We start from the raw sequence: 23574 nt of genomic DNA on the forward strand, positions 1-23574 counted from the left end.
CGGGCCGGCCTTTCAATCATTGTGCTCGTCCGGCGCCTTGCTGCGAACGCAGCAGCCAAAGTCCCACGCCGACGCCGAGCAGGCAGAGGAATATCACGTAATAAATGTGCGCGAACGGATGGATTTGCATCAGCGGCGGCACGATCACGGGCGTCAGGCCGCCGGATATGGCGTACGCGACGTTGTAGGAAAAGGACAGACCCGAGAAGCGGACCGCCGGCGGGAAGACACGGACCATCACCACGGGCACTCCCGCCACGACGCCGACGAGAAATCCTGTCACCGCATAAAGCGGTGTGAAAAGCGCGAGGTCGGCGACGCCTTTCGTATAGAAAACGACGGCACTGACCGCGAGCAGCGCGCAGCCGTACGTGAAAAATCGTCCAGGGCCGATGCGATCGATGATCAGGCCTCCCGCCACGCAACCGATCGTCAGGAATAAGGTCGCGACGGTATTGGCCGCAAACGCCACTTCGCGCGGAACGCCCTGATGCTGCAGCAGTGCGGGCGTCATCAGGATGATCAAGACGATGATGCCGGAAAGCATCCAGGTCAGGATCATCGAGACGATGACCGCGGCGCGATGATCGCGGACGACGGCCTTCAGCGGTAGCTCGGCGGCGAGTTCCTTACGCGCCTGCATTTCCAGAAAGACCGGGGTTTCGGCGAGTAGGAGCCGGAGATAAATCGATATCATGCCGAAAGCGCCGCCGAGAAGGAACGGAAGCCGCCAGGCCCAGCTCGCGATTTCGGCAGGCGTATAGGCGTGGTTGATCAGCGTCGCGACGAGCGAGCCCAATAGAATACCGCTGGTCAGGCCGGCGGTCAGCGTTCCGCAGGCATAGCCGACGCGGCCGGGCGGCAGGTGCTCGGAGACGAAAACCCAGGCACCGGGGACCTCGCCGCCGATTGCGGCGCCCTGAATGATCCGAAGCGCGAGGAGGAGGATCGGCGCCCAAATCGAGATCTGGGCATAGGTCGGCAGGAAGCCCATGCCGAGCGTCGAGGCAGCCATCAGGACGATGCTGAAGGTGAACATCCGTTTCCGGCCAAGGAGGTCGCCAAAATGGGCCATTACGATGCCGCCCAATGGCCTCGCCAGATAACCGGCGGCGAAGATTCCGAAAGTCTGAAGCTGGCGGAGCGCGTCGGGCATCTCGGGAGGGAAAAACAGGCCGCCGAGGGCGTTTGCGAAGAAGACAAATATAATAAAATCGTAGAATTCGAGGGCGCCGCCGAGTGCGGCCAGCACGAGCGTCTTGTAATCGCTGGCGGTCAGAGGCCGCCTGGCGTCGTCGACGTAATCCATTTGCCGATATATCTCCCCCGGTCGGTCGGCGCGTCGGAGGTTTATTCCCGATTGGTGACGCAACGTCTACGGGCAGCGGGCCTCAGCCGACGGCCATTGGCGGGACAGCGTATTTTGGCTGCTTGATATCGAGACCGAAGGCAGAATGGCGGCCAGCGCAAATCAGGAGTGCATAGAGTCGATCTGTTATGGAATTTTTACCCGGGGCGCGCCATGTTTGATGCTGTGCCGAAACTGGCAGCTTTGATTGCGGAAAAGTCCTGTTTCTGAGTAACAAGGCATTATTCTGTGAAACATGTGGTCTTCCTGGTGTTCGGGATGTTGGCGGTTTTGCCGGCCACCGCCCGTGCTGACGCGATTTCGGACTGCAATGGCAGCTCCAACACGCTCCGGCAGATAAGCGGCTGCACGAAAGTGATCCAGCGGACGATGCTCGGCGATCCCTTGTCGACCGCCTACATGAACCGCGGCATCGCCTATGCCCAGCGGAACCAGCCGAAAAAGGCGATCGCGGACTTCACGTCCTCGATCGAGGCCAACCACGCGAACAATTTCGCCTATTACAATCGAGGCAATGTTTATCTCGATCAGGGTCAGGCGAAGGAAGCGATCGACGACTACACCAAGGCGGTCGAGCTGGCGCCCGACATGTCGCCGGCATTTCTGAACCGGGGTCTCGCCAACGAGATGCTTGGCGACCGAACGGCCAGCATCGCCGATTTCCGGGCCGCGCTGAGCCTGGAGCCGACGCTTTACGCGGCGTCCGAAGGCCTGAAGCGGCTCGGGGCGGATTCCTTGGGAGCCAATCCCCAGGAAGGCGCTCAGCTCGGGAATTGACCCCCGGAGAGGCCCATTTTCGAGGGGCCCGCGCCTATTACAATCTATTACAAACCGTCACGCCCCTCGCATAACGCACGGACGAAGCACCGTTAGACCTCCTGATGTACCGCAGACATCGCAATGGAGGACGGACATGCTTGGTGCTTCTCAGGAGATCTCGGCCAGTTCGTTTGGCGGATCGTTTGCTTCTACCGGCGCACTGTCCCCCAGCGAGATTCCGGCAGATCGTTTTGAACGCGGCACCATCCGGCGCGTTGATGCCAAAGAGCATGTCTTCTGCGACGGTGACCCAAGGACCCACGTTTTCCGCATCGAGGAAGGCGTGATCGCACTGTCGAAGCTTCTCGGCGACGGTCGTCGGCAGATCATCGAATTTGCGTATCCGGGAGATTACATCGGCCTCGGGACGCTGCGTGAGCATATCTTCGATGCGCAGGCGACTTGCGCGGCGAAGGTGCGATGCCTTTCCGCAGCCGCCCTTGAACAAGAAGCTTCCCGCGATGCAGCCCTGGCCTTGAGGCTTTACAAGGCAGTGTCGGCGGAGCTCGCTGCGGCTCGCAGCCTTCTGGTTTCGGTCGGTCAGCAGAGTGCGATGGAGCGTCTTGCTGGTTTTCTGCTCGGCCTGTCGGCGCGCGCTTCGTCGGACGGCAACGAAAGCGTCGTCAAGCTGCCGATGCGGCGTTCGGATATCGCAGATCTGCTGGGCCTGACGATCGAGACCGTCAGCCGGACGATCACGAAGCTGCGGACGATGAACGTCATCGACGTCGTGCGCGGGACGGAAGTGCATATTCTTGACGGCGACCGTCTGGCTGAACTTGCCGGGCAGTAAAGCGCGGTCAGGCTTTGGGCGCGTCGCCGTTGATCGGCGCGCCTGAGATTTTCGCGACCTCGGATGATGTTTCGGCGGTATCGTTGCGTGATCTCAGATTTCTAATCAGGGCTCCCATCAAGGGTAGGATAACCGAGCTGATCAGCGCCTCGCTCGCCGGATAAATGTAGGCGCTGGGGTTCACCGCATTGGTTCTGATATTCTGTTCAAGGGTGGAGATCGTCGATCGGCGCATCTCCATGGCGACCGAGAATTCACGCCCCGGACGCTGAAGCACGGCGACGGTTGCGATAATGCCGGCGACGAGGCAGCCGATAACGCCCACCAAGGCCGCCGCCCCGATGGCGCCGAGGCTACTTTCCAGAAGCCAATACAATGCCGCTCCTAGCAGGCCGAGCCCGCTTATCGCCAGAAGAGAAGCGAGGAAATAGAGCGCGCCCTTTCTGAAGACATACCTCAGGTAACTGTCGGCGACGACGGCATCGGCCGTTGCAAGTTTATCGAGGTCGCGGGCGAGACTTTGCAGATCCACGAGATGTCCGTTTTGGCAGGAAGCGGGCTTTATCGAGGATTGAATACTAGCAGAATGCTTAAAAATCGCGAATGGGCGTTACGCCGTGCCGCCCTCGCTGCGGTCGTTCTTGACCTTCCGGCTCGACAGCCAATCGGACAGATTTTCCCAGAACGCGGCTACTGCCACGGCGATCGTGATAAGAAAGAGGGAAACGACCATCTCGATGACGTTGAAGTTCACCGAAGTCACGCGAAACGAACCAGCCGGCGATGATGGCCGCAAAAAACAGTATAGGCCGAAGGAGAAGATTTACCATCGCGCTCGCTCCAGAAAGAACCAACGCTACTTCTACCGGAAAACATGGTCCTGATCCGTTGATGCCAATCAAGAAATGCGGTTCATTTTTTAGGGATTTCGCCGGCTGAGTGACCTCGGCTCTTGCGTGCCGCGGGCTGCGATCGTATTGGGTTCTAACGCCTGTTCAATCCATATCGATGCAGGCCATTTCATCGTCAATTGCCGGAAGTCGTTCGCGTGGCTGTCAACGTCGCTGCTTTCTATAAATTTGTTTCGATCGACGATTCCGGCGCGCTTCAGGCGAGGCTGCGCGATCGTTGCGCGGCACTTGGGATCAAGGGAACGATCCTGATTGCGAGTGAGGGCATCAACGGCACGTTGTCGGGAGCATCGGCGGCGCTCGACGCGTTGCTTTTCGACATCCGCGCGGACGATCGCTTTTCGGATCTTACCGTCAAACTCTCGGAGGCGGCGGAGCATCCGTTTCAGCGCCTCAAGATAAAAATCAAACGCGAGATCGTGACCTTCGGCGTGCCGGAGGCGGAGCCCGTGGTGGCGATGGGTGAACTCGTGGAGCCCGAGGACTGGAACGCGCTTATCGCCGATCCGGAGGTTCTCGTGATTGACACGCGCAACGATTACGAAGTCGAGATCGGAACGTTCGAGCGGGCACATAATCCGCACACGCGGGCTTTCAACGAATTTCCCGCGTACGTGCGACAGACGCTCGCGAATGACCGCTCACGGAAGATCGCGATGTTCTGCACCGGCGGCATCCGCTGCGAGAAGGCAAGCGCCTTTCTGTTGAAGGAGGGGTTCGAGAACGTCTATCAGCTGCATGGCGGAATCCTGCGCTATCTCGAACGCATCGCGCCTGAAGATAGTCTTTGGCGCGGCGAGTGCTTCATCTTCGACGAGCGCGTCGCGCTGGAGCATGGCGTTCGGCCGGGGCAGCATGTTCTTTGTTCGCAATGCGGCTTTCCAGTCAGGCGCCCCGCCGACGACCAGACCGCTCTATGCGACCGTTGTGGCGACCGAAACACAGGCTAACGGCATCCTCCGAACTAAGGTCGCAGGGCGGAAAAGCCGGCTCTTGCGCGGCGCGCACGGAATGGTGCTATAGGTCAGAAAGGCCGACGATCTTTCATTAACCGAGCGCAATTTCCGCAATGACCGCCCGCAATACCGGGGATGATCAGCACCAGGACGGCAGAGCCACGCTCGAGCAACTCGTGCGCTGGCGTCGCGACGTCCGGCGGTTCCGGACTGATCCCGTACCCGATGACCTAGTTGAGCGGCTGCTGAGGCTCGCGGATCTGGCGCCGTCTGTCGGCAACAGCCAGCCGTGGCGCATCGTCAATGTCAGATCGCGTGATGTGCGGTCGGCCATCGTCCGGAATTTCGAGGCGGTGCGTGGCAAGTCGGCGGAGGTCTACGCCGGGGAGCAGGCCGAGCTTTACTATCGGCTGAAACTCGCGGGTTTCGATGCGGCGCCGGTGCACCTTGCGGTCTTCTGCGACCGCAACGCGCTGCAAGGCCATGGCCTAGGGCGGCAGACCATGCCCGAGACGCTCGATCATTCGTGCGCGTGCATGGTGACTGTGCTGTGGCTCGCGGCGCGCGAGGCTGGGCTCGGCCTCGGCTGGGTTTCGATCATCGATCCGGCGGAAGTTTCGAAAGCGCTCGATGTGCCGCCCGACTGGAAGCTTGTCGGCTATCTGCTGATCGGCTGGCCGGAAGAGGAGCATCTCGATCCGGAGCTGCAACGCCACGGATGGCAGCCGCGCACGCCGTTCGAAGCTCGCTATTCGGTGGCTGGTTCGGTGCCGCCGGCAGTGGAAACGAAGGCTGCAGCAAAGGCGGATTCAGTTTCGGGATCGGTGGTGCTGGTCGGTGCCGGGCCGGGCGACCCCGAGCTTCTCACAATCAAAGCTTTGAAGGCGCTGCAGTCGGCCGACGCTGTCCTGTTCGACGATCTGGTCGCGAAGCCGATCCTCGATTTCGTCCGCCCCGGCGCGCGGATGATCGACGTCGGCAAGCGAGGTTATCGGAAGTCGTGCAAGCAGCCCGACATCAATGCCATGATGGTGTCGCTGGCGCGGGAAGGTTTGAAGGTGGTTCGCCTGAAATCGGGCGATCCGCTGATTTTCGGCCGCGCGGGCGAGGAAATCGAGGCGTGCCGCGATGCCGGTGTGCCGATCAGTGTCATCCCGGGCGTAACCTCGGCGCAGGGTGCGGCGGCGAGCCTCAAGGTTTCGCTGACCAACCGCGATCATGCGCGGCGGCTGCAGTTCATTACAGCGCATGATCGCCGCGGTCATCTGCCGAGCGATATCGATTGGAGCGCAGTCGCGGACGGCGCGGCGACGACCGTCATCTACATGCCGAAGCGGACGTTGGCGGAGCTGACCGAGGTCGCCCTGGTGCATGGCCTCGATCCCAAGACGCCGACGATCGCCGTCGCCAACGCGACGCGACCGGACGAGCGCGTCTTCGTATCGACGGTCGGCGCGATTGCGACGGAACTAGAAGCTGCACATCCGGACGGCCCGGTGCTCGTCATGGTCGGGGAAGCGCTGCGCTACGCGACAGTGCGGGATGCTGCCGAGCAAGCTGAGGCGGTGCTCGCGGCGTTGCAAGTTTTGCCGGGGCAGCCGTGACGCGCTCCGGTTGGACTATCGCTCCTTTCCGCGAAACGCCGTGACCGCCGGGCAAACGCTTTTCGTGCTGGTGGGCGCCTTGGTGCTCGAAGCCACGTTCGGTTATCCCGATTGGCTCTATCAGCGCATCGGCCATCCGGTATCGTGGATCGGCCGGCTCATTTCCTTTCTGGACCAGCGGCTCAACCGCGAGAGCGACAGCACACAGGCGCGGCGAAGAGCGGGCATGGTCGCGCTTCTGATCATCGTAGCGGTGCCGGGAGTGATCGCGTGGCTGGTCGAGGATATTCTCGATCATCATGTGATCGGGCCGGTTGTCGTCGCGCTTTTTGCGTCTACTCTGATCGCCAGCCGTAGCCTTTACGATCACGTCGGAGCGGTGGCGCGGGCGCTCGATCAATATGGGCTTCAGGATGCGCGGGAAGCGGTCGGACGGATCGTCGGGCGCAACCCGCAGACGCTCGATGAACATGGCGTCGCGCGCGCGGCAATCGAGAGTCTTGCGGAAAATGCCTCGGATGGGATCGTGGCGCCAGTGTTCTGGTTCGCAATCCTGGGGCTGCCGGGGTTCGTCGCTTACAAGGCGATCAACACGGCCGACAGCATGATCGGCCACCGCACGCCGAGGCATGAAGCGTTCGGCTGGGCCAGCGCGCGGCTGGACGATCTCGTCAATCTGCCGGCGTCGCGGCTGACCGCGCTACTGCTGGCGGTTGCGGCGATGGTGACGCCAGGCGCGTCAACTGCCGGGGCGCTGGAAGCCGTTTCACGGGATGCGTCCAAGCATCGTTCGCCGAATGCCGGCTGGCCGGAGAGCGCGATTGCCGGTGCGTTGGGGCTCAAGCTCAATGGCCCGAAAGTCTATGGCGAGGTGCGCGTCGAGGATGCCTATATGGGTGACGGCCGGCGCGATGCGACCGCTGACGACATACGGGCGGCGTTGCGGCTGACGGCGACGGCGTGGGGCATCATGGTCGCAACGTTGCTCTTTCTCGCGATCATTTTGCAAGATTGAGAAGGTCATCGACTGCGATGTGCCGCGCAAGATGTTCGGCGAGGCGATCGAGCGTGGCGTCGATCTCGGCCTCGTAGTTTGTCGAGGATGTTTCGATGCCGAATGTCGCGAGGAAGTCCGCGCGTGCGGCGTCGGATGAAAACAGGCCGTGGACGTAGCATCCGGAAACGCGGCCATCCGGGGATGTCGCGCCGTCGCGGCGGCCGCCGGGAAACGTCAGCAACGGGCGCGAGGTGTCCGGCCCCGCCGTTTTGCCGACGTGCATTTCGTAACCCTCGAACGGCGCGCCGGATTGCGTCAGCGTGCCGGAGACGTGTTCCAAGGTCTTTTCGGTTCCAAACTCGGTTTCGATGTCGAGAAGGCCGAGACCTTCGACGGTGCGCGGTGGTCCTTCAATGCCGTTTGGATCGGCAATGCGTTTGCCGAGCATCTGATAGCCGCCGCAAAGGCCGAGCACGCGGCCGCCGCGCCTGACGTGGGCTTTGATGTCGATGTCCCAGCCTTCGGCGCGGAGTGCCGCAAGATCGTCGATCGTCGTTTTGGAGCCGGGGAGGAGGATCAAGTCGGCATCGAGCGGAAGCGGGCGGCCGGGTTCGATCAACTCGATCGAAACGCCGGGCTCATTGCGAAGTGGATCGAGGTCATCGAAGTTCGAGATGCGCGGGAGCAACGGCACAGCGATGCGAAGCTTCGTTTTATCGTTCCGCTTTGATGATTTGGCGAGGTCGCGTAGCCCGAGGGCGTCTTCGGCCGGAAGCTTGCGGGCATCAGGGAAGAAGGGAACAAGGCCGAGCGGCGTCCAGGCGGTCTTCTCGGCGATTGCTGTCATGCCATCGGCGAAGAGCGTCGGGTCGCCGCGCATCTTATTGACGATGAAACCGCGGATCATCACGGCATCGGCCGGATCGAGAACATGCTTCGTGCCGACGATGCTGGCGATAACGCCGCCGCGGTCGATGTCGCCGATCAGCACGACCGGAACATCGGCGGCGCGCGCGAAGCCGAGATTGGCGATGTCGTTGGCTCGAAGATTGATTTCGGAAGCGCTGCCCGCGCCTTCGACGAGGATCAAGTCGGCGTCGGCTTTCAACAGCTCGAAACTTTCGAGGACGGCGGGCAGCAGATCTTTCTTTCTCGATTGGAATTCGCGCGCTCTGGCGGAGCCACACATTTTTCCTTGCACCACGATCTGCGCGCCGGTTTCGCTTTCCGGTTTGAGCAGCACGGGGTTCATGTGAACGGTGGGTGCGACGCGCGCGGCGCGAGCCTGCAAAGCTTGCGCGCGGCCGATCTCGCCACCGTCGGCGGTTACTGCGGCGTTGTTCGACATGTTCTGCGGCTTGAACGGCAATACGCGGAGGCCGCGGTTCGAGAACAGCCGGCAGAGGCCCGCGACGATCAGGGATTTGCCGACGTCGGAGCCCGTTCCGGAGAACATCAACGCGCGCGCGGGCATTAGAACTCGATGCCTTCCTGCGCTTTGATGCCTGCTGCGAAGTGATGCTTCACCGCAGCCATTTCGGTGACGCCGTCGGCGAGCGCGGTCAGTTCCGGCTTGGCATTGCGGCCGGTAACGACGACGTGCAAATCGGGCCGGCGGTCGCGCAGCGTTGCGATGACGTCATCGAGCGGCAGGTAATCATAGCGAAGCGCGATATTGAGTTCATCGAGGACCAGAAGACGAATGGACGGGTCGGCCATCAGCTCTTTGGCCATGATCCAGGCCCGGGTCGCGGCGGCGATGTCTCGGGCCTTGTCCTGAGTTTCCCAGGTGAAGCCTTCGCCCATCGTGTGCCACGAGACCTGATCGCCGAAGCGTTCAAGCGCGTCGCGCTCACCCGTTCGCCATGCGCCTTTGATGAACTGGACGACGCCGACGCGCCAGCCATGTCCGAGCGCACGTAGCGCCAGCCCGAACGCAGCCGTCGACTTTCCTTTGCCCGGGCCGGTGTGAACGAGAAGGACGCCTTTCTCGATCTGCTTGGAAGCGACCTCGGCGTCCTGGACGGCCTTGCGCTTGGCCATCTTCGCCTTGTGGCGTTCGGCGTCATCGGTCGCCGGCAGATTTTCGCTCACGGTTCAGCCTTTCAAAGTCAGCGGCAGGCCGGCGGCGACGAAGACGACCCTGTCGGCCGCGGCTGCGATTTTCTGGTTCAGGCGGCCGGCTTCGTCACGAAAAGCTCGAGCGAGAGCATTATCGGGCACGATGCCGAGGCCGACCTCGTTGGAAACCATGATGCAAGGCGCGACGCGACGGGCGGCAGAGGCGATCAGGGCATCGGTCGCTTCGGGAATGGCGCGGCCCGCATGAAGCAGGTTCGAAAGCCAAAGTGTCAGGCAATCGACGAGGGTAGGCACTTCGGCCGTCCGGTTCGCCAGTGTATCGGCAAGTTCGAGGGGCGTCTCGTGGTCGATCCAGCCGCTGCGTCTGCGGCTTTTGTGATGGGCGATGCGATCCCGCATTTCACCGTCGAGGGCTTCCGCCGTCGCGACGTACGCCCAGGGGCCTGGAATGCCAGTCAAAAGTCGTTCCGCATAGGCGCTTTTGCCTGAACGGGCGCCGCCAAGGACTAGCGTCAGCTGCGGAAAGTTCAGTTCGGGCATGACGCGCTCATAGGCGGACTTTCGGGCATGACGCAAGCGCCGGCTTGGCGATTGACGCCGGTTATGGCGTCACTTATCGATTGGGATGACGGTCCCTCGCAAGGGGGTTCAAAAGGGAATGCGGTTTCTATTCCGCAGCTGCCCCCGCAACTGTAAGCGGTGAGCACGGGCGAATGAACCACTGGGCGGATGCCCGGGAAGGTCGCTATGTGCCAGGACCCGCGAGCCAGGAGACCTGCCGTCACCCGAAGCTTTTAAGCCGTCGCCGGTGGGGCGAGAAAGGTTAAGATGAACGTCAGATCATTCCGCACACGGCGTTGTGCGGCATCCTGGACTTCGCAAACACTTGCCGACGGGGAGGTCTGCCGATGAGCGCGCGCAAAGTTCCGGTGACCATCGTCACAGGGTTCTTGGGTGCGGGCAAAACGACGCTCGTGCGCCATACCATCGAGAACGCGGAAGGTCGGCGCCTGGCGCTGATCGTCAACGAGTTTGGCGATGTCGGTGTCGATGGCGCGATCCTGCGTTCGTGCGGGATCGAGAACTGCCCGGAAGAAAACATCATCGAGCTGACGAACGGCTGCCTGTGCTGCACGGTTGCCGACGATTTCGTGCCGACGCTCGAAGCGTTGCTGGCGCGCGATCCGGCGCCGGACCACATCATCATCGAGACGTCCGGCCTCGCACTGCCGAAGCCACTCGTCAAAGCCTTCGAGTGGCCCGATATCCGCAACCGTGTGACGGTCGACGGGGTCGTGACGGTGGTCGATGGGCCGGCTGTTCGCGAAGGCCGCTTCGCGGATGATCCTGAGAAAGTCGCGGCGCAGCGCGAGGCGGATCCGTCCGTCGATCACGAGAACCCGTTGGAGGAAGTTTACGAGGATCAGCTGCTGTGTGCCGATCTCGTCGTTCTCAACAAGACCGATCTGCTTTCGGAGGACGAGGCGGCGGCAATCTCGCAAGAGATCAAGAGCAACGTGCCGCGAGCCATCAAGATCGTGGCCACGCGCGAGGGCAAGGTGCCGGCGAAAGTCCTGCTTGGGCTTTCGGCTGCTGCGGAAGATGATCTCGCCGCGCGGCCGTCGCACCACGATAACGAAGCGGAGCACGATCACGACGATTTCGAGACCTTCATCGTCGAGGTGCCGGAGCTTTCCTCGGCCGCTGATCTTGCGTCGCGGGCCAAGGCCATTGCCAACGAGCATGACGTGCTGCGGGTCAAAGGCTTTGCGGCAATCGACGGCAAGCCGATGCGGCTGTTGCTGCAAGGGGTCGGTGAGCGCATCGACACGCGTTATGAGCGCGCCTGGCAATCCGGCGAGCGGCGTGTCGGCAAGCTTGTCGTGATCGGGCAGAAGGGACTTGATCGCGACGGCATCACGCGGACATTGGCGGGCAGCAACTGATGCATATCGTCGTTCGCGAGAGCCGAGATCTGGATGAGGCGGCAGCGCCTCAGGAACTCGGACTCGCGCCTGCCGATATCGTGTTTCTGTCGTTCTCCGATTCCGATCTGGCAATGGCGGCGGCTGCGTTTCGCGCTGTCGAAGGCGAGCAGCCGAGCCTGCGGATCGCGAACATCAACGCCCTTCGCCATCCAATGTCGGTCGATCTTTTTGCCGAGTTGACGCTGAAGGGCACGAAGGCCGTGCTCGTGCGTTTGCTGGGCGGGCTCGACTATTGGCGTTACGGTGGCGAGCAGCTCGGGCGGCGGTGTCGCGAGCTTGGCATTACCCTGGCGATTGTGCCTGGCGATGGACGACCGGATATTCGGCTCGCGGCTCTATCGACGCTCGGGGTCGAAGATCTCGCGCGACTTGAGGCGCTGCTCGATGCTGGCGGCGTCGAGAACACGCGCGTTGCATTGAAGGCGCTGCTTGAGGTGCGTGAAGGCGCTGGCGGCATCGCGGCGCCGCGGGCGGTGCCGGATTTCGGGATCTACCGCACGACCGCAGCCGGCGAAGTCGGAACGGCTGCCGTCGTTTTCTACCGCTCGCACCTGTTGGCCGGAGACGTCGCGCCGGTCGATGCGTTGATCGATGCACTCGAAGAGCGTGGGCTGTCGGTGACGGCTTTGTATCTGCCAAGTCTAAAGCCGCCGGCGGCCGCCGCGTGGCTACGGGGTGAACTCGATCGCATCAAGCCTGATGTGATCGTCAATGCCACGGCATTTGCGGCGCGTGATGACGCCGAAGGATCGCCGCTCGAAATTGCCGATTGTCCGGTTCTGCAAGTGGCGATGGCCAATTCGACGTTTGCGCAGTGGGATAATTCGCAGCGCGGCTTGAGCGCATCCGATCTGGCGATGCACGTCGTGTTACCGGAGCTCGACGGACGGCTGTTCGCGGGCGTCATTTCGTTCAAGGAAGCGGACGAACTGGGTGAGCATCTCGGCGTCTCACTGATGCGTCATGCATCCTACGACGCGAGCATTGCGCACGTCGGCGATCTTGCTGCGCGATGGGTGAAGCTCAGGCGAGCTGCGCGCGCCGATATTCGCGTCGGATTATTGCTTTCGACGTATCCGGGGCGACCCGATCAGATCGCTCATGCTGTTGGGCTCGATGGCCTGGAGAGTGCGCGCAAAATTGCCTCGTGCCTACAACGCGAGGGATATGAGGTTTGCGACATCCATAGAGATTCCGGTGCGCTTGTCGAAAGCCTCGATCCCGCGTGCGGAATTGCGTGGCCGGTGGCCGATTATCGCGCGGCATTTGAATCGCTGCCGCAGGTCTTTCGGCAGAGTGTCGCCGCTGCTTGGGGTGAGCCGGAAGACGACGGTTCCGTCACGAATGATGCATTTGCGTTTCGTGTCGCCCGTTGCGGAAATCTGTTGATCGGATTGCAGCCGGAACGCGGGCAGGTACTCGATCGCAAGGCGCAATATCACGATCCGTCGACGCCGCCACGGCACAGCTATGTCGCGTTCTATCTGTGGCTCAGGCTGGTTGCGAAGATCGATGCGCTCGTTCACCTCGGCGCGCACGGAACGCTCGAATGGCTGCCGGGGAAGGCCGTGGCCGGAAGCGGTGGCTGCGCGCCGCGTGCACTGCTCGGGCCGCTGCCGATGATCTATCCGTTCATCGTGAACGATCCGGGCGAAGCAGCGCAAGCAAAGCGCCGGCTTGCAGCGGTGACTGTCGGTCACAAACCGCCGCCGGTGACGGATGCCGGTTTGGTGGGGCCACTCGCCGACGTGGAGCGGCTCGTCGATGAGTTTTCATCCGCCGAGGGGCTTGATCCGCGGCGGCGAAAGGTTCTCTCCGAGCAAATTGTCGATGCTGCGATCCGCGCGGGCATCGCCGAACAATGCGGTCTCGAAGCAGGCATGGCAGCGAACGAGGCGCTGACACGTATCGATGCGTTTCTTTGCGACGTGAAAGAGCTCGCCATCCGCGACGGCCTGCATGTGCTCGATGATAGCGAACTTGATGCGGTCGGCCGTGCGCTTGCGGGACGGTTCATTGAGCCCGGACCTGCGGGAGCGCCGAGCCGCGGTCGATCCGATGTGCTGCCGACGGGACGCAATCTCTTCAGCGTCGATCCAAGAAGCGTGCCGACGCCGACGGCCTGGACAAACGGAAGGCGCGCGGCGAAGGCCATTCTCGATCGGTATGTCTCCGATCATGGGAATTGGCCGCGCGCCATCGTGCTCGATCTTTGGGGCAGCGCGACGCTGCGGACGGGCGGAGAAGAGATCGCGGCGGCGCTGGCTCTCATCGGCGTGCGGCCGGTCTGGGATCAACGTTCCTATCGCGTGACGGGCGTCGAAACAGAGGCGCTGGCCGAACTCGGGCGGCCACGGGTGGACGTTACACTGAGGGTTTCCGGATTATTCCGCGATATGTTCGGCGCGCAGCTCACGCTCTTCGATAACGCCGTCGGGCTCGTGGCAGGTCTGGCGGAAGACGTTGGCGATAATCCTTTGCGTGCGGCTGCCCAAATCGAGGCGAGGCTTGATCGGATATTCGGACCTGCAGGCAGCAGCTTCGGCGCGGGCGTCATGCAGCACATCGATCGCGGCGACTGGAAGCAGCGTGACGAACTTGGGCGGTCGTATCTCGAAAGTTCGCGGGCTTCGTATCGCGGAGAGACGGGTGCACCGGCCGAAGGCGGTTTCGAAGATCGCGTCAAATCGGCGGACGCCTTCGTGCATGTGCAGGATCACGGCGAGATCGATCTGCTGACAGGCGGCGATTTCGCGGCGCACGAGGGCGGGTTCGCGGCAGCCGCGGCGGCGCTCGGCAATGATCGGGTGGCGCTCTATCACGGCGATACGGCGACGCCTGAAGCTCCGCGCGTGCGCACGCTGCAAGAGGAATGCGCTCGGGTCATACATGGTCGTGCCGCGAATACGCGTTGGATCGAAGGCCAGATGCGGCACGGATTTCGTGGTGGCGCCGAAATGGCGCAAAGCATCGACGCCGTATTTGCGTTCGCCGCGACGGCACATGCAGTCGACAACGGCGGCTTCGAGCGGCTCTACGAAGCTTATCTTGGGGATCCCGCAGTTGCGGCGTTCCTGGCACGCGAAAATCCGGCCGCCATCGAGGCCATGCGGCGACGGTTTGAAGAAGCGATCGCGCGCGGGCTATGGCAGCCACGGCGCAACGATCTTTCGGCGATGAGCGGCGACAAGACATCATCGCGTGAGGCGGCAGAATGACAAGAGCGGCGCATTTGAGAAAGGGCTGGTGCCCAGGCGCGCTTCGGCCGATGCGGTCTGGCGACGGTCTGCTCGTACGCGTCAGGCCGCGAGCCGGCGCGTTTTCTCTGCCTGCCTTGCGCGCGGTCGGTGCCGTTGCCGCGCAGTTCGGGTCCGGTGAGATCGACCTTACCAATCGCGGTAATCTGCAAATCCGGGGCGTGACCGACGCGACATTCCAGCCGGCGCTTGCCGCCCTCGATAGCACAGGCTTGCTAGATGCCAGCGCCGAAGCGGAAGCGGTTCGTAACATCGTTGTCGATCCGTTGAGCGGGATTGATCCAGGGCGTGCCGATGTTCGCCTGCTTGCGGCAGGGATGGAGGGGATACTCGCTCGCGATAAGCGGATGTGGGGGCTGCCTGCGAAATTCGGCTTCAGTCTTTCAGGCACGTCGGAGCCGCGCGTCGGTGATCGCGACGCCGACGTCATGATCTCGGCAGATGCAGATCACTTTGCGATTGCTCTGGACGGTGCACCCGATGTTCGGTGCGCGATTTCGCGTGACGAGGCCATCGACGCTGCGCATCGTCTGGCGCTGACGTTCGTCGAACTCAATGAAAATCATGCTGGCTTCCGGCGTATGCGCGACGCCGTTGCGAGGCTCGGCGTTGCGACGGTTTTTGCTATGTCCGGATTGCGAATGCCGGTGACGAGGACCACGGCCGCGCGAGAATCGCGCACTCCAATCGGCGTAGAATTCTATGGTGGAAACACTTTCGCCGTCGGAGCGGGATTGCCGTTCGGCCGTATCACCGCGCATCAGCTTGATGCGCTTTGTATGGCTGCGGCCTCTCATTCCGAACGGGTGCATCTCAGCCCCGAAAGAGCCTTTGTCTTTCCGGTCGAGGACGCCGAGGGGTGCAGTGCATTGCTTCACGACGCGGAAATGATCGGGTTAATAACGCGGAAGGACGATATCCGGCTAGCAATGGATGTTTGTCCGGGCGCGCCCGCGTGCAAGAGCGCGGTGACCGATACGCGACGGGATGCGGAACGGTTTGCGCAGATCTTTGCGGGAAGTCTCGGTGGTTGCTCGCTTCATATATCCGGCTGCGAGAAGGGATGCGCACGCCGCGGCAAAGCCAGCTTTACGCTCGTCGGCAGATGCGGACGCTACGACGTTATCAGAAACGGTCCGGCTGATGCTTCGAACGTGCTTGAAACCATCAAGGCGGAAGACATTAGCGACGTGATTTCGCGCCTGATCATGGAGCCGGTGACATGACGGCGCAGAGTTACATCCGCGACGGGGCGGCGATTTACGCGCGCTCGTTCGCGATCATACGGGCCGAGGCCAACTTGTCCGGGTTGTCGCCCGTCGAAGAGCGCGTTGCGGTGCGGATCATTCACGCCTGCGGCATGGTCGACGTCGCGCAGGATATCGTGATGTCGCCGACATTTGCGAGCGACGCGGAAGCTGCTCTAAAAAAAGGAGCTTCGATTTTGTGCGATTCGATGATGGTTGCCGACGGCATCACGCGCGCGCGGCTGCCGGCAAAGAATTCCGTCATCTGCACGTTGCGTGATCCGAAGGTGCCGGGAATTGCAGCGGAGATCGGCAATACCAGGACGGCTGCGGCGATGGAGCTTTGGCGCCCGGAGCTTGCCGGTTCGGTGGTCGTGGTCGGCAATGCGCCGACGGCTCTCTTCCGATTGCTCGAGATGCTCGACGAAGGTTCGCCGAAGCCCGCGGCGGTGATCGGAATGCCGGTCGGATTCGTCGGCGCCGCCGAATCCAAGGAGGCACTTGCCGCCGACGGCCGTGTCCCGTTCGCGATCGTCAGGGGCCGGAAGGGTGGCAGCGCGATGGCGGCAGCGGCAGTCAACGCGCTGGCAAGCGAGGCCGAATGAGCAAGACGACGTCCGGGACGCTGTTTGGCGTTGGGCTCGGACCTGGCGATCCCGAGTTGATGACGCTCAAGGCTGCCCGTGTTCTGCGCACGGCCCCCGTTGTCGCGCATTTTCGCAAGGCGGGGCGGTCCGGCCATGCGCGTACGATTGCGGACGCGCACATTCGTGCCGATGTGATCGAGGCGGCGTTTGAATATCCCGTCACCACGGAAGTGGACTTTCGCGAGGACGGCTACGTTTCGGCGATCCGCGATTTCTATTCGACAAGCGCGGCGGCGATCTCCGCGCACTTGCAGAGCGGGCGAGACGTAGCGCTGCTTTGCGAGGGCGATCCGTTTTTCTACGGCTCGTTCCTGCATATGTACGATCGCATCAAGGGATCGCATCCGGTGATGGTGATTCCCGGCATCACCGGCATGTCCGGATGCTGGACGGCGGCACAGGCTCCGATCACGTACGGAGATGACGTGATGACCGTGCTTCCGGGCACGCTCGGGAAGGACGATCTCGCGAAACACATCAAGGAGACGGACGCGGCCGTCATCATGAAGGTTGGCCACAATATCGCGAAGATCAAAGAGGCATTGCGCGTCGCGGGCAGGTTCGACGATGCGATCTACGTCGAGCGCGGAACAATGCCGGGCGAGCGTGTTGCGCGCCTCGCCGATCTCGGTGAATGCGCCGCTCCCTATTTTTCGATCATCCTGCTTCCTGGTGGACGGGGGCGCCGTATCGCATGAATGGCCGGCTGACCATTGTCGGGCTCGGACCCGGTCCGAAGGATTGGGTGACACCGGCTGCCGCCGACGCAGTCGCCGACGCAGATTACATTCTTGGATATTCGCCGTACGTGAACCGCTTGACGCCAAGGGCCGGGCAAGTGTTCGAAGCTTCCGACAATCGCGAGGAATTAGCACGCGCCCGACGGGCTCTGGAGCTTGCCGCGTGCGGCGGACGCGTGGCGGTCGTTTCCGGCGGCGATCCGGGTGTTTTCGCGATGGCGGCTGCCGTGTATGAAGCGGTGGAAGATAATCCGGCGTCAGCGGATGGCATCGATATACGCGTCGAGCCCGGGGTCACGGCGATGCTGGCGGCGGCAGCGCGCATCGGAGCACCGCTCGGCCATGATTTTTGCGCCATTTCTCTCTCGGACAATTTGAAATCGTGGGCGACGATCGAGAAGCGGCTGCGACTTGCGGCCGAGGCGGATTTCGTCATCGCGCTTTACAATCCGGCGTCGAAGGCGAGGCCGGAACAAATCGGTAAAGCGTTCGACATTCTGCTCGAGGTGCTGCCCGGAGAAACGCTCGTCGTATTCGCCCGTGCCGTCGGGCGGCTGGACGAAGAGATCGACGTCGTGACGCTGGCGACGGCAGGTGACGCGACCTGCGATATGCGCACACTGGTATTGATCGGTTCGCGTGCGACGCGGAAGGTCATATCCGGCGACGGGCGGTCATGGGTTTATACGCCGAGATCGGAACGCAAGTGATGGCGCTCATTCATCCAGGCCAGAGCTTCGTCGGCCGATGCCACGATCGGCCGTGGCGGAAGATCGGGACGGCGAACCATATGCACGGTGATGCCGAGTTGTCGGGCGGCCTCGATTTTGGAATAGGCAGCGGCCCCGCCGGCATTCTTGGCGAGGACATAGCGGATATCGTAGTCGGCGAAGAGCTTGGCGTCTTCTCCGGTTCTAAACGGCCCGCGCGAGACGACGGTTTCTGCGTGCGCGAGCGCGTCGGGAAGGTCGACGGGATCGACGACGCGGATGAGATAGCGGTGCCGGGGTGCGCGGCACAGTGTGGGAATTGCCTGCCGTCCGAGGCCGGAGAAAACATCCTGCGGCTCATCGGGCAGAGCGGCGACGGCGGCTTCGATACTGTCGTGCTCTACCCAATTGTCGCCGGCGATGGGCGCCCACGCCGGGCGTTCGATCGCAAGCAATTCGACACCGGTGATGGCGCACGCGGCGACGGCGTTGGCGCTGATCTGCGCGGCGAAGGGATGGGTAGCGTCGATCACGAGAGCGATTTTTTCCTGGCGGAGGTAGGCGGTGAGACCATCGACGCCGCCGAAGCCACCGACGCGCACGGGAAGCGCACTCGGGGCGGGGTTTGCCGTACGTCCGGCGAGAGACAGGATTGCCCGAACGTTTTTCATGCGCGCAAGACGTTCGGCGAGCGCGGTCGCTTCAGTCGTGCCGCCGAGAAGCAGAATGTGCAGCGCGTCCCTGGTCGTCGCCGTTGTCATGTGAGCCCCATGCCATGACAAAGCGCTGGTTGTCCATCATCGGAATCGGCGAGGACGGACGCGCGGGTCTCACCGCTGAAGGCATCCGTTTGCTCGACAAGGCCGAGCTCGTGATTGGCGGACGGCGGCATCTCGAACTCGTGGGTGACGTAGGGGGTGAGAAGGCGGAATGGGAGAAGCCGCTCGAAGCGACGGCGACGACGATCCTGGCGCGGCGGGGAACGCCGGTCGTGGTGTTGGTATCTGGCGATCCGTTCTGGTTCGGCGCAGGGGCGACGCTGGCGCGCTCGATCCCCCTGGAAGAGATGCGCGTTTTTCCCACGCCGTCGAGCTTTTCGATTGCCGCGGCTCGGCTTGGCTGGCCGTTGCAGATGGTGACGACGCTTGGGCTCAATATGCAAGGATTGACGCCGCTCATCCGTCGCCACCTGCATCATGGGCGGCGGATTCTTGCGCTCGCTCTCAATGGCAATACAGCGCGTGAGACGGCGGCACTTCTGACCGAAGCGGGGTTTGGTCCGAGCCAAGTGATCGTGATGGAAGCTCTCGGCGGCAAACGCGAGCAAATCCGTAGAAGGAAGGCGGAGAGCTTCGACCTCGGCGAGGTCGATCCACTCAACATCATCGGCGTTGACGTGGTCGCAGGTCCGAACGCGCGACCGGTTCCCTATGTCGGAGGCTTGCCCGATGGTTATTTCGAGAATGATGGGCAACTGACGAAACGCGAAATCCGGGCGGTTACGCTGTCGTCTCTGCGGCCGGGCGCGGGTGAGCTGTTGTGGGACGTCGGTGCCGGAAGCGGCTCGATCGGGATCGAATGGCTTCTCGCGCATCCGTCGAACACGGCAATCGGCATCGAGCGCGATGAGGAACGGGCGGCGCGGGCGAAGCGCAATGCCGTGGCGCTCGGCGTGCCGCATCTTGAGATCGAGATCGGTGCCGCGCCCGGCGCGCTTCAGCAACTGCCGCAACCGGACGCGATCTTCATCGGGTGCGGCACTGGGGGCGGGAAGGTCATCGACGCGTGTTGGGCAGGCCTGAAGGCCGGCGGGCGGATCGTCGCGAACGCAGTGACGCTTGAATCGGAATTGGCGCTGCTCGCGGCATATCATGCGCACGGTGGAGCATTGACGCGCATCAGTGTCGAGCGGGCGGAACCTGTCGGATCGCGAACCGCATGGCGTCCGGCCCTGCCGATCATGCAGTGGGTGGCACAGAAGCCATTGGGTCCGTCATGATCGCGATTGGAATTGGCGCCAATAGCCGGGCAAAAAAGCAGGACTTCGTCGCGGCGCTAGCTGAAGCGAAGCGGGCGGCGGCAGGCGCGGATGTGGTCGCGACTTTGGATGCTGCCGTCTTCACAGAGTATGTGCGCGATGCCGCAGGAAGCGCATCGCTGGCGTATCGGCCTGTTGCGCTCGATATTATGCGGGAAAGAAGCGGTGAGTGCCTGACCTGTTCGCAACGGACGTTGTCGCTCTTTGGTGTCGCGTCGATCGCTGAAGCGGCGGCGCTTGCCGGCGCCGGACCCGGCTCTCGTCTTATCCTGCCGAGGCGCGTCGTCGGCGATATCACGATCGCGGCGGCGCAATCGGCGGATGAAGCGGAGCGCGGAAAATGACGGTGCATTTCATCGGCGCCGGTCCTGGCGCAGCCGACCTCATTACGGTTCGTGGGCGCGATCTCATCAGTAAATGTCCGGTCTGCCTCTACGCGGGATCGCTGGTGCCCCATGCCCTGCTGACGCATTGCCCGCCCGGCGCGGAGATCGTCGATACGGCGCCGATGACGCTCGATGAAATCATGGCGCAGATCGTGACGGCGACGCGAGGAGGCAGAGACGTCGCGCGACTTCATTCCGGCGATCTGTCGATATGGAGCGCTCTCGGTGAACAGTTGCGGCGGCTCGATCAGCTGGGCATTGCATACACGATCACGCCGGGAGTGCCATCGTTTGCGGCGGCTGCGGCGGTGTTGGGCCGTGAATTGACGCTTCCGGAAGTGGCCCAGTCGGTGGTTCTGACGCGAACGTCGGGGCGGGCTTCGTCCATGCCAGAGACCGAGCAACTGGAAAAATTTGCAGCGACGCGGGCGACGTTGGCGGTGCATCTTTCGATTCATGCGATTGCGGACGTGGTGCGCCGTCTGCTGCCGTTCTATGGGCCCGATTGTCCGGCCGCCGTGGTCTACCGCGCAACTTGGCCGGACGAGCAGGTCATTCGCGGCACGCTTTCGACGATCGCCGAGCGCACGGCGGAGGCAGGTCCAGAGCGGACGGCGCTGATCCTTGTCGGCGAAGCTCTCGGGCGCGATGATTTTCGGGAAAGCGCGCTTTATAGCGTTGATTACCGGCGGCGCTTCCGAGGCGGGGCGTGATGACCGGCGCGCTGCCGCCAGGACTGATCATCGCGGCGCCGAGGTCGGGTTCGGGAAAGACCACAGTTACGCTCGGGCTCCTGCGGGCGCTGGTGCGGCGCGGCCTCAACGTGCAGCCGTTCAAGTGCGGACCCGATTACATCGATCCGGCCTTTCATGCCGTCGCGTCGGGCCGGCCCTCGTTCAACATCGACAGTTGGGCGATGCGCTGGGAGCATGCTTCCAGCATTCTTGGGGATGCTTCGCGCGGGGCCGATATCGTCGTCGGTGAAGCGCTGATGGGATTGTTCGACGGCGTTGCGCGACCTGGCTTCTGGGGTAACGGCGCGAGCGCCGACATCGCGGCCAAGACGGGCTGGCCCGTCGTCCTCGTGCTCGACGTATCGGGACAATCGCAGACGGCGGCGGCCGTCGCGCGTGGGTTTCAGGGGTTTCGCGATGGTGTAACGATCGCGGCGGTGATCTTGAACCGCGCCGGAAGTGCAAGGCACATTCGTTTTGCGACCGATGCGCTGGAAGCGGCCGGACTGTCGGTCGTGGGTGCGCTGCCGCGTGAGAATGCCGTCGTCCTTCCGGAGCGGCATCTTGGTCTGGTGCAGGCGGAGGAGACGGCCGAACTCGAAAGCCGTCTCGACGCGCTTGCGAATTTCATCGAGGCCAACGTCAATATCAATAAAATTTTGAGCGTCGCGACACCCGGGGCCCCCGGGGCGGGGGTCGGTTCGGCAAGCCGGCCGCCCGGGCAGCGGATCGCGCTGGCGCGGGATGCCGCCTTCTCTTTCGTTTATCCGCACCTGCTGGCCGGATGGCGGAAGGCGGGTGCAGAGATTCTGCCGTTTTCGCCGTTGGCGGACGAGGCGCCGGATTCGTCCGCCGATGTCGCGTGGCTGCCGGGGGGCTATCCGGAGCTGCATGCCGGGACGCTGGCGAACGCAGAGCGCTTCAAATCGGGACTGAGCATGTTCGCCCGGTCACGTCCTGTTCATGGAGAGTGTGGAGGCTACATGGTTCTCGGCGCCGGTCTCGTCGACAGCGAGGGCGTGCGGCATCCTATGGCCGGTCTTCTGGGTCTCGAAACGTCTTTCGCGGTGCGAAAAATGAACCTTGGCTACAGACGAGCGGAGCTTCTTGAAACGTGCCCGTTGGGCTCTCGCGGCGATATCCTGCGCGGGCACGAGTTTCACTACGCGACCGTGCTCTGTTCGCCGGATTTGCCTTTATTCAAATTGGAGAATTCGGACTGCGATCGCTTGCAGGGCGGGGGCGGCCGCCGAGGCCTGGCGACGGGGTCATTTTTTCATTTTATCGATAAATAGGCAGCCGGCAGCCGAAAGTCGCGGCTTAGGCGCCTGCCTTAAGTCGCATTATGAAATAACATCAACCGAGGATCGGAACTTTTTCGATCTCCAGGCATTTAGGTTGGAAGTCATATCGGGAACCCCGGGGCATGAGCAAAAGTTACCACGGAATCCGTCAACAAGGTTTTTAAACGATGGGCACTAGCAGTGACCCCAAGCGGGGGGATTCAGTCACTACGCATGCACCCTTACCTGTCGAACTGCAGGGGCAGATCGGACAGCGTCTGAGAGAGGCATATATCGAGCTTATCAACGAGCCGGTTCCCGACCGGTTCGTGGTTCTGCTGCAGCAGTTGAAACAGCAAGAGGACAACGGGCAAGGAGGCAAGTCGTGACAAAAAGCGACGACGACCTGCAGGCTCTGTTGATCAGTGCAGTGCCGAATCTCCGCGCGTTTGCGAATTCGCTATGCGGAGATCCGACGCGCGCCGACGATCTCGTGCAGGATACGCTCGTCAAGGCTTGGTCAAACCTCGAGAGTTTCGAACGCGGCTCCAACTTGAAGGCATGGCTCTTCACCATTCTTCGCAACACCTATTTCTCGGAGCTTCGCAAGCGCCGGCGGGAGGTGGAAGACGCCGACGGTGCGCTCGCCGAGCGGATGTCGGTGCTGCCGGAACAGCAAGTTCACATGGATCTCGTAGACTTCAGAAAAGCATTCGGAAAATTGAGCGACGACCAGAAAGAAGTTCTGCTTCTCGTCGGCGCAGAAGGATTTTCATACGAAGAAGCGGCGGCAATCACGAATGCTGCTGTCGGTACGGTCAAAAGCCGGGTCAATCGTGCGCGCGTTGCGTTGAACAAGTCGCTCGGCTTCGACGAAGGAGAGGATATCAATCCAAACGGCGAGTTCGCAAGCATCACCCGTTCCGTCAGTCGCGGGTGAGGGGCGATGCTCCCACGAGGCGATCGTGTACTTCATCGTGCGACGATCGCTTGCCATTCCCTGAGCTTATGAG

The 23574-nt window shown here is 62.5% G+C and carries 25 protein-coding genes and 1 riboswitch; of the genes, 17 read left to right on the forward strand and 8 right to left on the reverse strand.

The features are described from left to right. Window positions 1-16 precede the first annotated feature (16 nt). Complete coding sequence (locus QM780_RS00230) at window positions 17-1309, reverse strand: MFS transporter (protein ID WP_415068476.1); 1293 nt, start codon at window positions 1307-1309, stop codon at window positions 17-19. Between the two features lie 288 nt (window positions 1310-1597). On the opposite strand from QM780_RS00230, the gene QM780_RS00235 reads away from it, so the two are divergent. Further along, window positions 1598-2146: a tetratricopeptide repeat protein gene (locus QM780_RS00235; protein ID WP_415068477.1), complete on the forward strand. Its 549-nt coding sequence runs from the start codon at window positions 1598-1600 to the stop codon at window positions 2144-2146. Window positions 2147-2203: 57 nt separating this feature from the next. Here QM780_RS00235 and QM780_RS00240 read toward each other — a convergent pair whose 3' ends face one another. Further along, window positions 2204-2284 carry a hypothetical protein gene (locus QM780_RS00240; protein ID WP_415071950.1) on the reverse strand — a complete coding sequence of 27 codons (81 nt, stop codon included), beginning with the start codon at window positions 2282-2284 and terminating at the stop codon, window positions 2204-2206. Between QM780_RS00240 and QM780_RS00245 the strand changes: the two genes are divergently transcribed. After that, window positions 2283-2981: a Crp/Fnr family transcriptional regulator gene (locus QM780_RS00245; RefSeq protein WP_415068478.1), complete on the forward strand. Its 699-nt coding sequence runs from the start codon at window positions 2283-2285 to the stop codon at window positions 2979-2981. The genes QM780_RS00240 and QM780_RS00245 overlap by 2 nt on opposite strands. A gap of 7 nt (window positions 2982-2988) precedes the next feature. Here the strand turns inward: QM780_RS00245 and QM780_RS00250 are convergent, their stop codons facing one another. Together QM780_RS00250 and QM780_RS00255 are read right to left on the reverse strand one after the other, a co-directional pair. Continuing rightward, on the reverse strand, window positions 2989-3513 hold the full coding sequence (locus QM780_RS00250) for a hypothetical protein (RefSeq protein WP_415068479.1): 525 nt from the start codon (window positions 3511-3513) through the stop codon (window positions 2989-2991). A 78-nt stretch (window positions 3514-3591) separates the two neighbouring features. Further along, window positions 3592-3744 (reverse strand): hypothetical protein, encoded by a 153-nt coding sequence (locus tag QM780_RS00255; protein WP_415068480.1) that lies wholly within the window; start codon window positions 3742-3744, stop codon window positions 3592-3594. 285 nt (window positions 3745-4029) lie between these two features. Between QM780_RS00255 and QM780_RS00260 the strand changes: the two genes are divergently transcribed. The 3 genes from QM780_RS00260 (at window position 4030) to cbiB (ending at window position 7467) form a co-directional block, all read left to right on the forward strand. Further along, complete coding sequence (locus QM780_RS00260; RefSeq protein WP_415068481.1) at window positions 4030-4842, forward strand: rhodanese-related sulfurtransferase; 813 nt, start codon at window positions 4030-4032, stop codon at window positions 4840-4842. A 119-nt stretch (window positions 4843-4961) separates the two neighbouring features. Beyond that, window positions 4962-6452 (forward strand): uroporphyrinogen-III C-methyltransferase, encoded by a 1491-nt coding sequence (cobA, locus tag QM780_RS00265; RefSeq protein WP_415068482.1) that lies wholly within the window; start codon window positions 4962-4964, stop codon window positions 6450-6452. Between the two features lie 40 nt (window positions 6453-6492). Beyond that, a complete protein-coding gene (cbiB, locus tag QM780_RS00270) occupies window positions 6493-7467 on the forward strand; it encodes an adenosylcobinamide-phosphate synthase CbiB (protein ID WP_415068483.1) in 975 nt (324 codons plus the stop codon). On the opposite strand, the gene QM780_RS00275 is transcribed toward cbiB, so the two are convergent. Genes QM780_RS00275 through cobU form a run of 3 tightly spaced genes read right to left on the reverse strand, consistent with a single transcriptional unit; the run spans window position 7451 to window position 10071 of the window. Next, window positions 7451-8923, reverse strand: a complete 1473-nt coding sequence (locus QM780_RS00275; protein WP_415068484.1) for a cobyric acid synthase — start codon at window positions 8921-8923, stop codon at window positions 7451-7453. The genes cbiB and QM780_RS00275 overlap by 17 nt on opposite strands. Continuing rightward, window positions 8923-9543: a cob(I)yrinic acid a,c-diamide adenosyltransferase gene (gene cobO, locus QM780_RS00280; protein WP_415068485.1), complete on the reverse strand. Its 621-nt coding sequence runs from the start codon at window positions 9541-9543 to the stop codon at window positions 8923-8925. The genes QM780_RS00275 and cobO overlap by 1 nt, the downstream gene beginning before the upstream one ends. 3 nt (window positions 9544-9546) lie before the next feature. Next, on the reverse strand, window positions 9547-10071 hold the full coding sequence (gene cobU, locus QM780_RS00285) for a bifunctional adenosylcobinamide kinase/adenosylcobinamide-phosphate guanylyltransferase (RefSeq protein ID WP_415068486.1): 525 nt from the start codon (window positions 10069-10071) through the stop codon (window positions 9547-9549). Window positions 10072-10143: 72 nt separating this feature from the next. Next, window positions 10144-10329: riboswitch (cobalamin riboswitch) on the forward strand. Window positions 10330-10439: 110 nt separating this feature from the next. Between cobU and cobW the strand changes: the two genes are divergently transcribed. The 6 genes from cobW to cobJ are packed head-to-tail and all read left to right on the forward strand — an operon-like array spanning window position 10440 to window position 18120. After that, window positions 10440-11477, forward strand: a complete 1038-nt coding sequence (gene cobW / locus QM780_RS00290; protein ID WP_415068487.1) for a cobalamin biosynthesis protein CobW — start codon at window positions 10440-10442, stop codon at window positions 11475-11477. Beyond that, window positions 11477-14737 (forward strand): cobaltochelatase subunit CobN, encoded by a 3261-nt coding sequence (cobN, locus tag QM780_RS00295; RefSeq protein WP_415068488.1) that lies wholly within the window; start codon window positions 11477-11479, stop codon window positions 14735-14737. The genes cobW and cobN overlap by 1 nt, the downstream gene beginning before the upstream one ends. Continuing rightward, the gene (cobG, locus tag QM780_RS00300; RefSeq protein ID WP_415068489.1) at window positions 14734-16002 is read left to right on the forward strand and encodes a precorrin-3B synthase; all 1269 of its coding nucleotides are present in this window, start codon (window positions 14734-14736) and stop codon (window positions 16000-16002) included. Before cobN ends, cobG begins: the two co-directional genes overlap by 4 nt. Continuing rightward, complete coding sequence (locus QM780_RS00305; protein ID WP_415068490.1) at window positions 15999-16628, forward strand: precorrin-8X methylmutase; 630 nt, start codon at window positions 15999-16001, stop codon at window positions 16626-16628. Before cobG ends, QM780_RS00305 begins: the two co-directional genes overlap by 4 nt. After that, entirely contained in the window at window positions 16625-17368 is a 744-nt protein-coding gene (locus QM780_RS00310; protein ID WP_415068491.1) for a precorrin-2 C(20)-methyltransferase, read from the forward strand. The genes QM780_RS00305 and QM780_RS00310 overlap by 4 nt, the downstream gene beginning before the upstream one ends. Continuing rightward, window positions 17365-18120 (forward strand): precorrin-3B C(17)-methyltransferase, encoded by a 756-nt coding sequence (gene cobJ, locus QM780_RS00315; protein WP_415068492.1) that lies wholly within the window; start codon window positions 17365-17367, stop codon window positions 18118-18120. The genes QM780_RS00310 and cobJ overlap by 4 nt, the downstream gene beginning before the upstream one ends. Here cobJ and QM780_RS00320 read toward each other — a convergent pair. Further along, on the reverse strand, window positions 18093-18881 hold the full coding sequence (locus QM780_RS00320) for a cobalt-precorrin-6A reductase (RefSeq protein WP_415068493.1): 789 nt from the start codon (window positions 18879-18881) through the stop codon (window positions 18093-18095). The two genes, cobJ and QM780_RS00320, sit on opposite strands and share 28 nt — an antisense overlap. A 14-nt stretch (window positions 18882-18895) precedes the next feature. Here QM780_RS00320 and cbiE point away from each other — a divergent pair, with 14 nt between their 5' ends. The 6 genes from cbiE (at window position 18896) to QM780_RS00350 (ending at window position 23501) form a co-directional block, all read left to right on the forward strand. Beyond that, window positions 18896-20119, forward strand: coding sequence for a precorrin-6y C5,15-methyltransferase (decarboxylating) subunit CbiE (cbiE, locus tag QM780_RS00325; protein WP_415068494.1), 1224 nt, complete (start codon window positions 18896-18898; stop codon window positions 20117-20119). Further along, entirely contained in the window at window positions 20116-20502 is a 387-nt protein-coding gene (locus QM780_RS00330; protein WP_415068495.1) for a cobalamin biosynthesis protein, read from the forward strand. Before cbiE ends, QM780_RS00330 begins: the two co-directional genes overlap by 4 nt. Next, window positions 20499-21257 (forward strand): precorrin-4 C(11)-methyltransferase, encoded by a 759-nt coding sequence (cobM, locus tag QM780_RS00335; RefSeq protein ID WP_415068496.1) that lies wholly within the window; start codon window positions 20499-20501, stop codon window positions 21255-21257. Before QM780_RS00330 ends, cobM begins: the two co-directional genes overlap by 4 nt. Further along, window positions 21257-22573, forward strand: coding sequence for a cobyrinate a,c-diamide synthase (locus tag QM780_RS00340; protein ID WP_415068497.1), 1317 nt, complete (start codon window positions 21257-21259; stop codon window positions 22571-22573). The genes cobM and QM780_RS00340 overlap by 1 nt, the downstream gene beginning before the upstream one ends. Before the next feature lie 176 nt (window positions 22574-22749). Next, a complete protein-coding gene (locus QM780_RS00345) occupies window positions 22750-22950 on the forward strand; it encodes a NepR family anti-sigma factor (protein WP_415068498.1) in 201 nt (66 codons plus the stop codon). After that, the gene (locus QM780_RS00350; protein ID WP_415068499.1) at window positions 22947-23501 is read left to right on the forward strand and encodes a sigma-70 family RNA polymerase sigma factor; all 555 of its coding nucleotides are present in this window, start codon (window positions 22947-22949) and stop codon (window positions 23499-23501) included. The genes QM780_RS00345 and QM780_RS00350 overlap by 4 nt, the downstream gene beginning before the upstream one ends. The last annotated feature ends 73 nt before the right edge of the window (window positions 23502-23574 follow it).

It is taken from the genome of Hyphomicrobium sp. (genome assembly GCF_047600905.1).
In the GTDB taxonomy this organism is placed as follows: Bacteria; Pseudomonadota; Alphaproteobacteria; order Rhizobiales; family Hyphomicrobiaceae; genus Hyphomicrobium_B.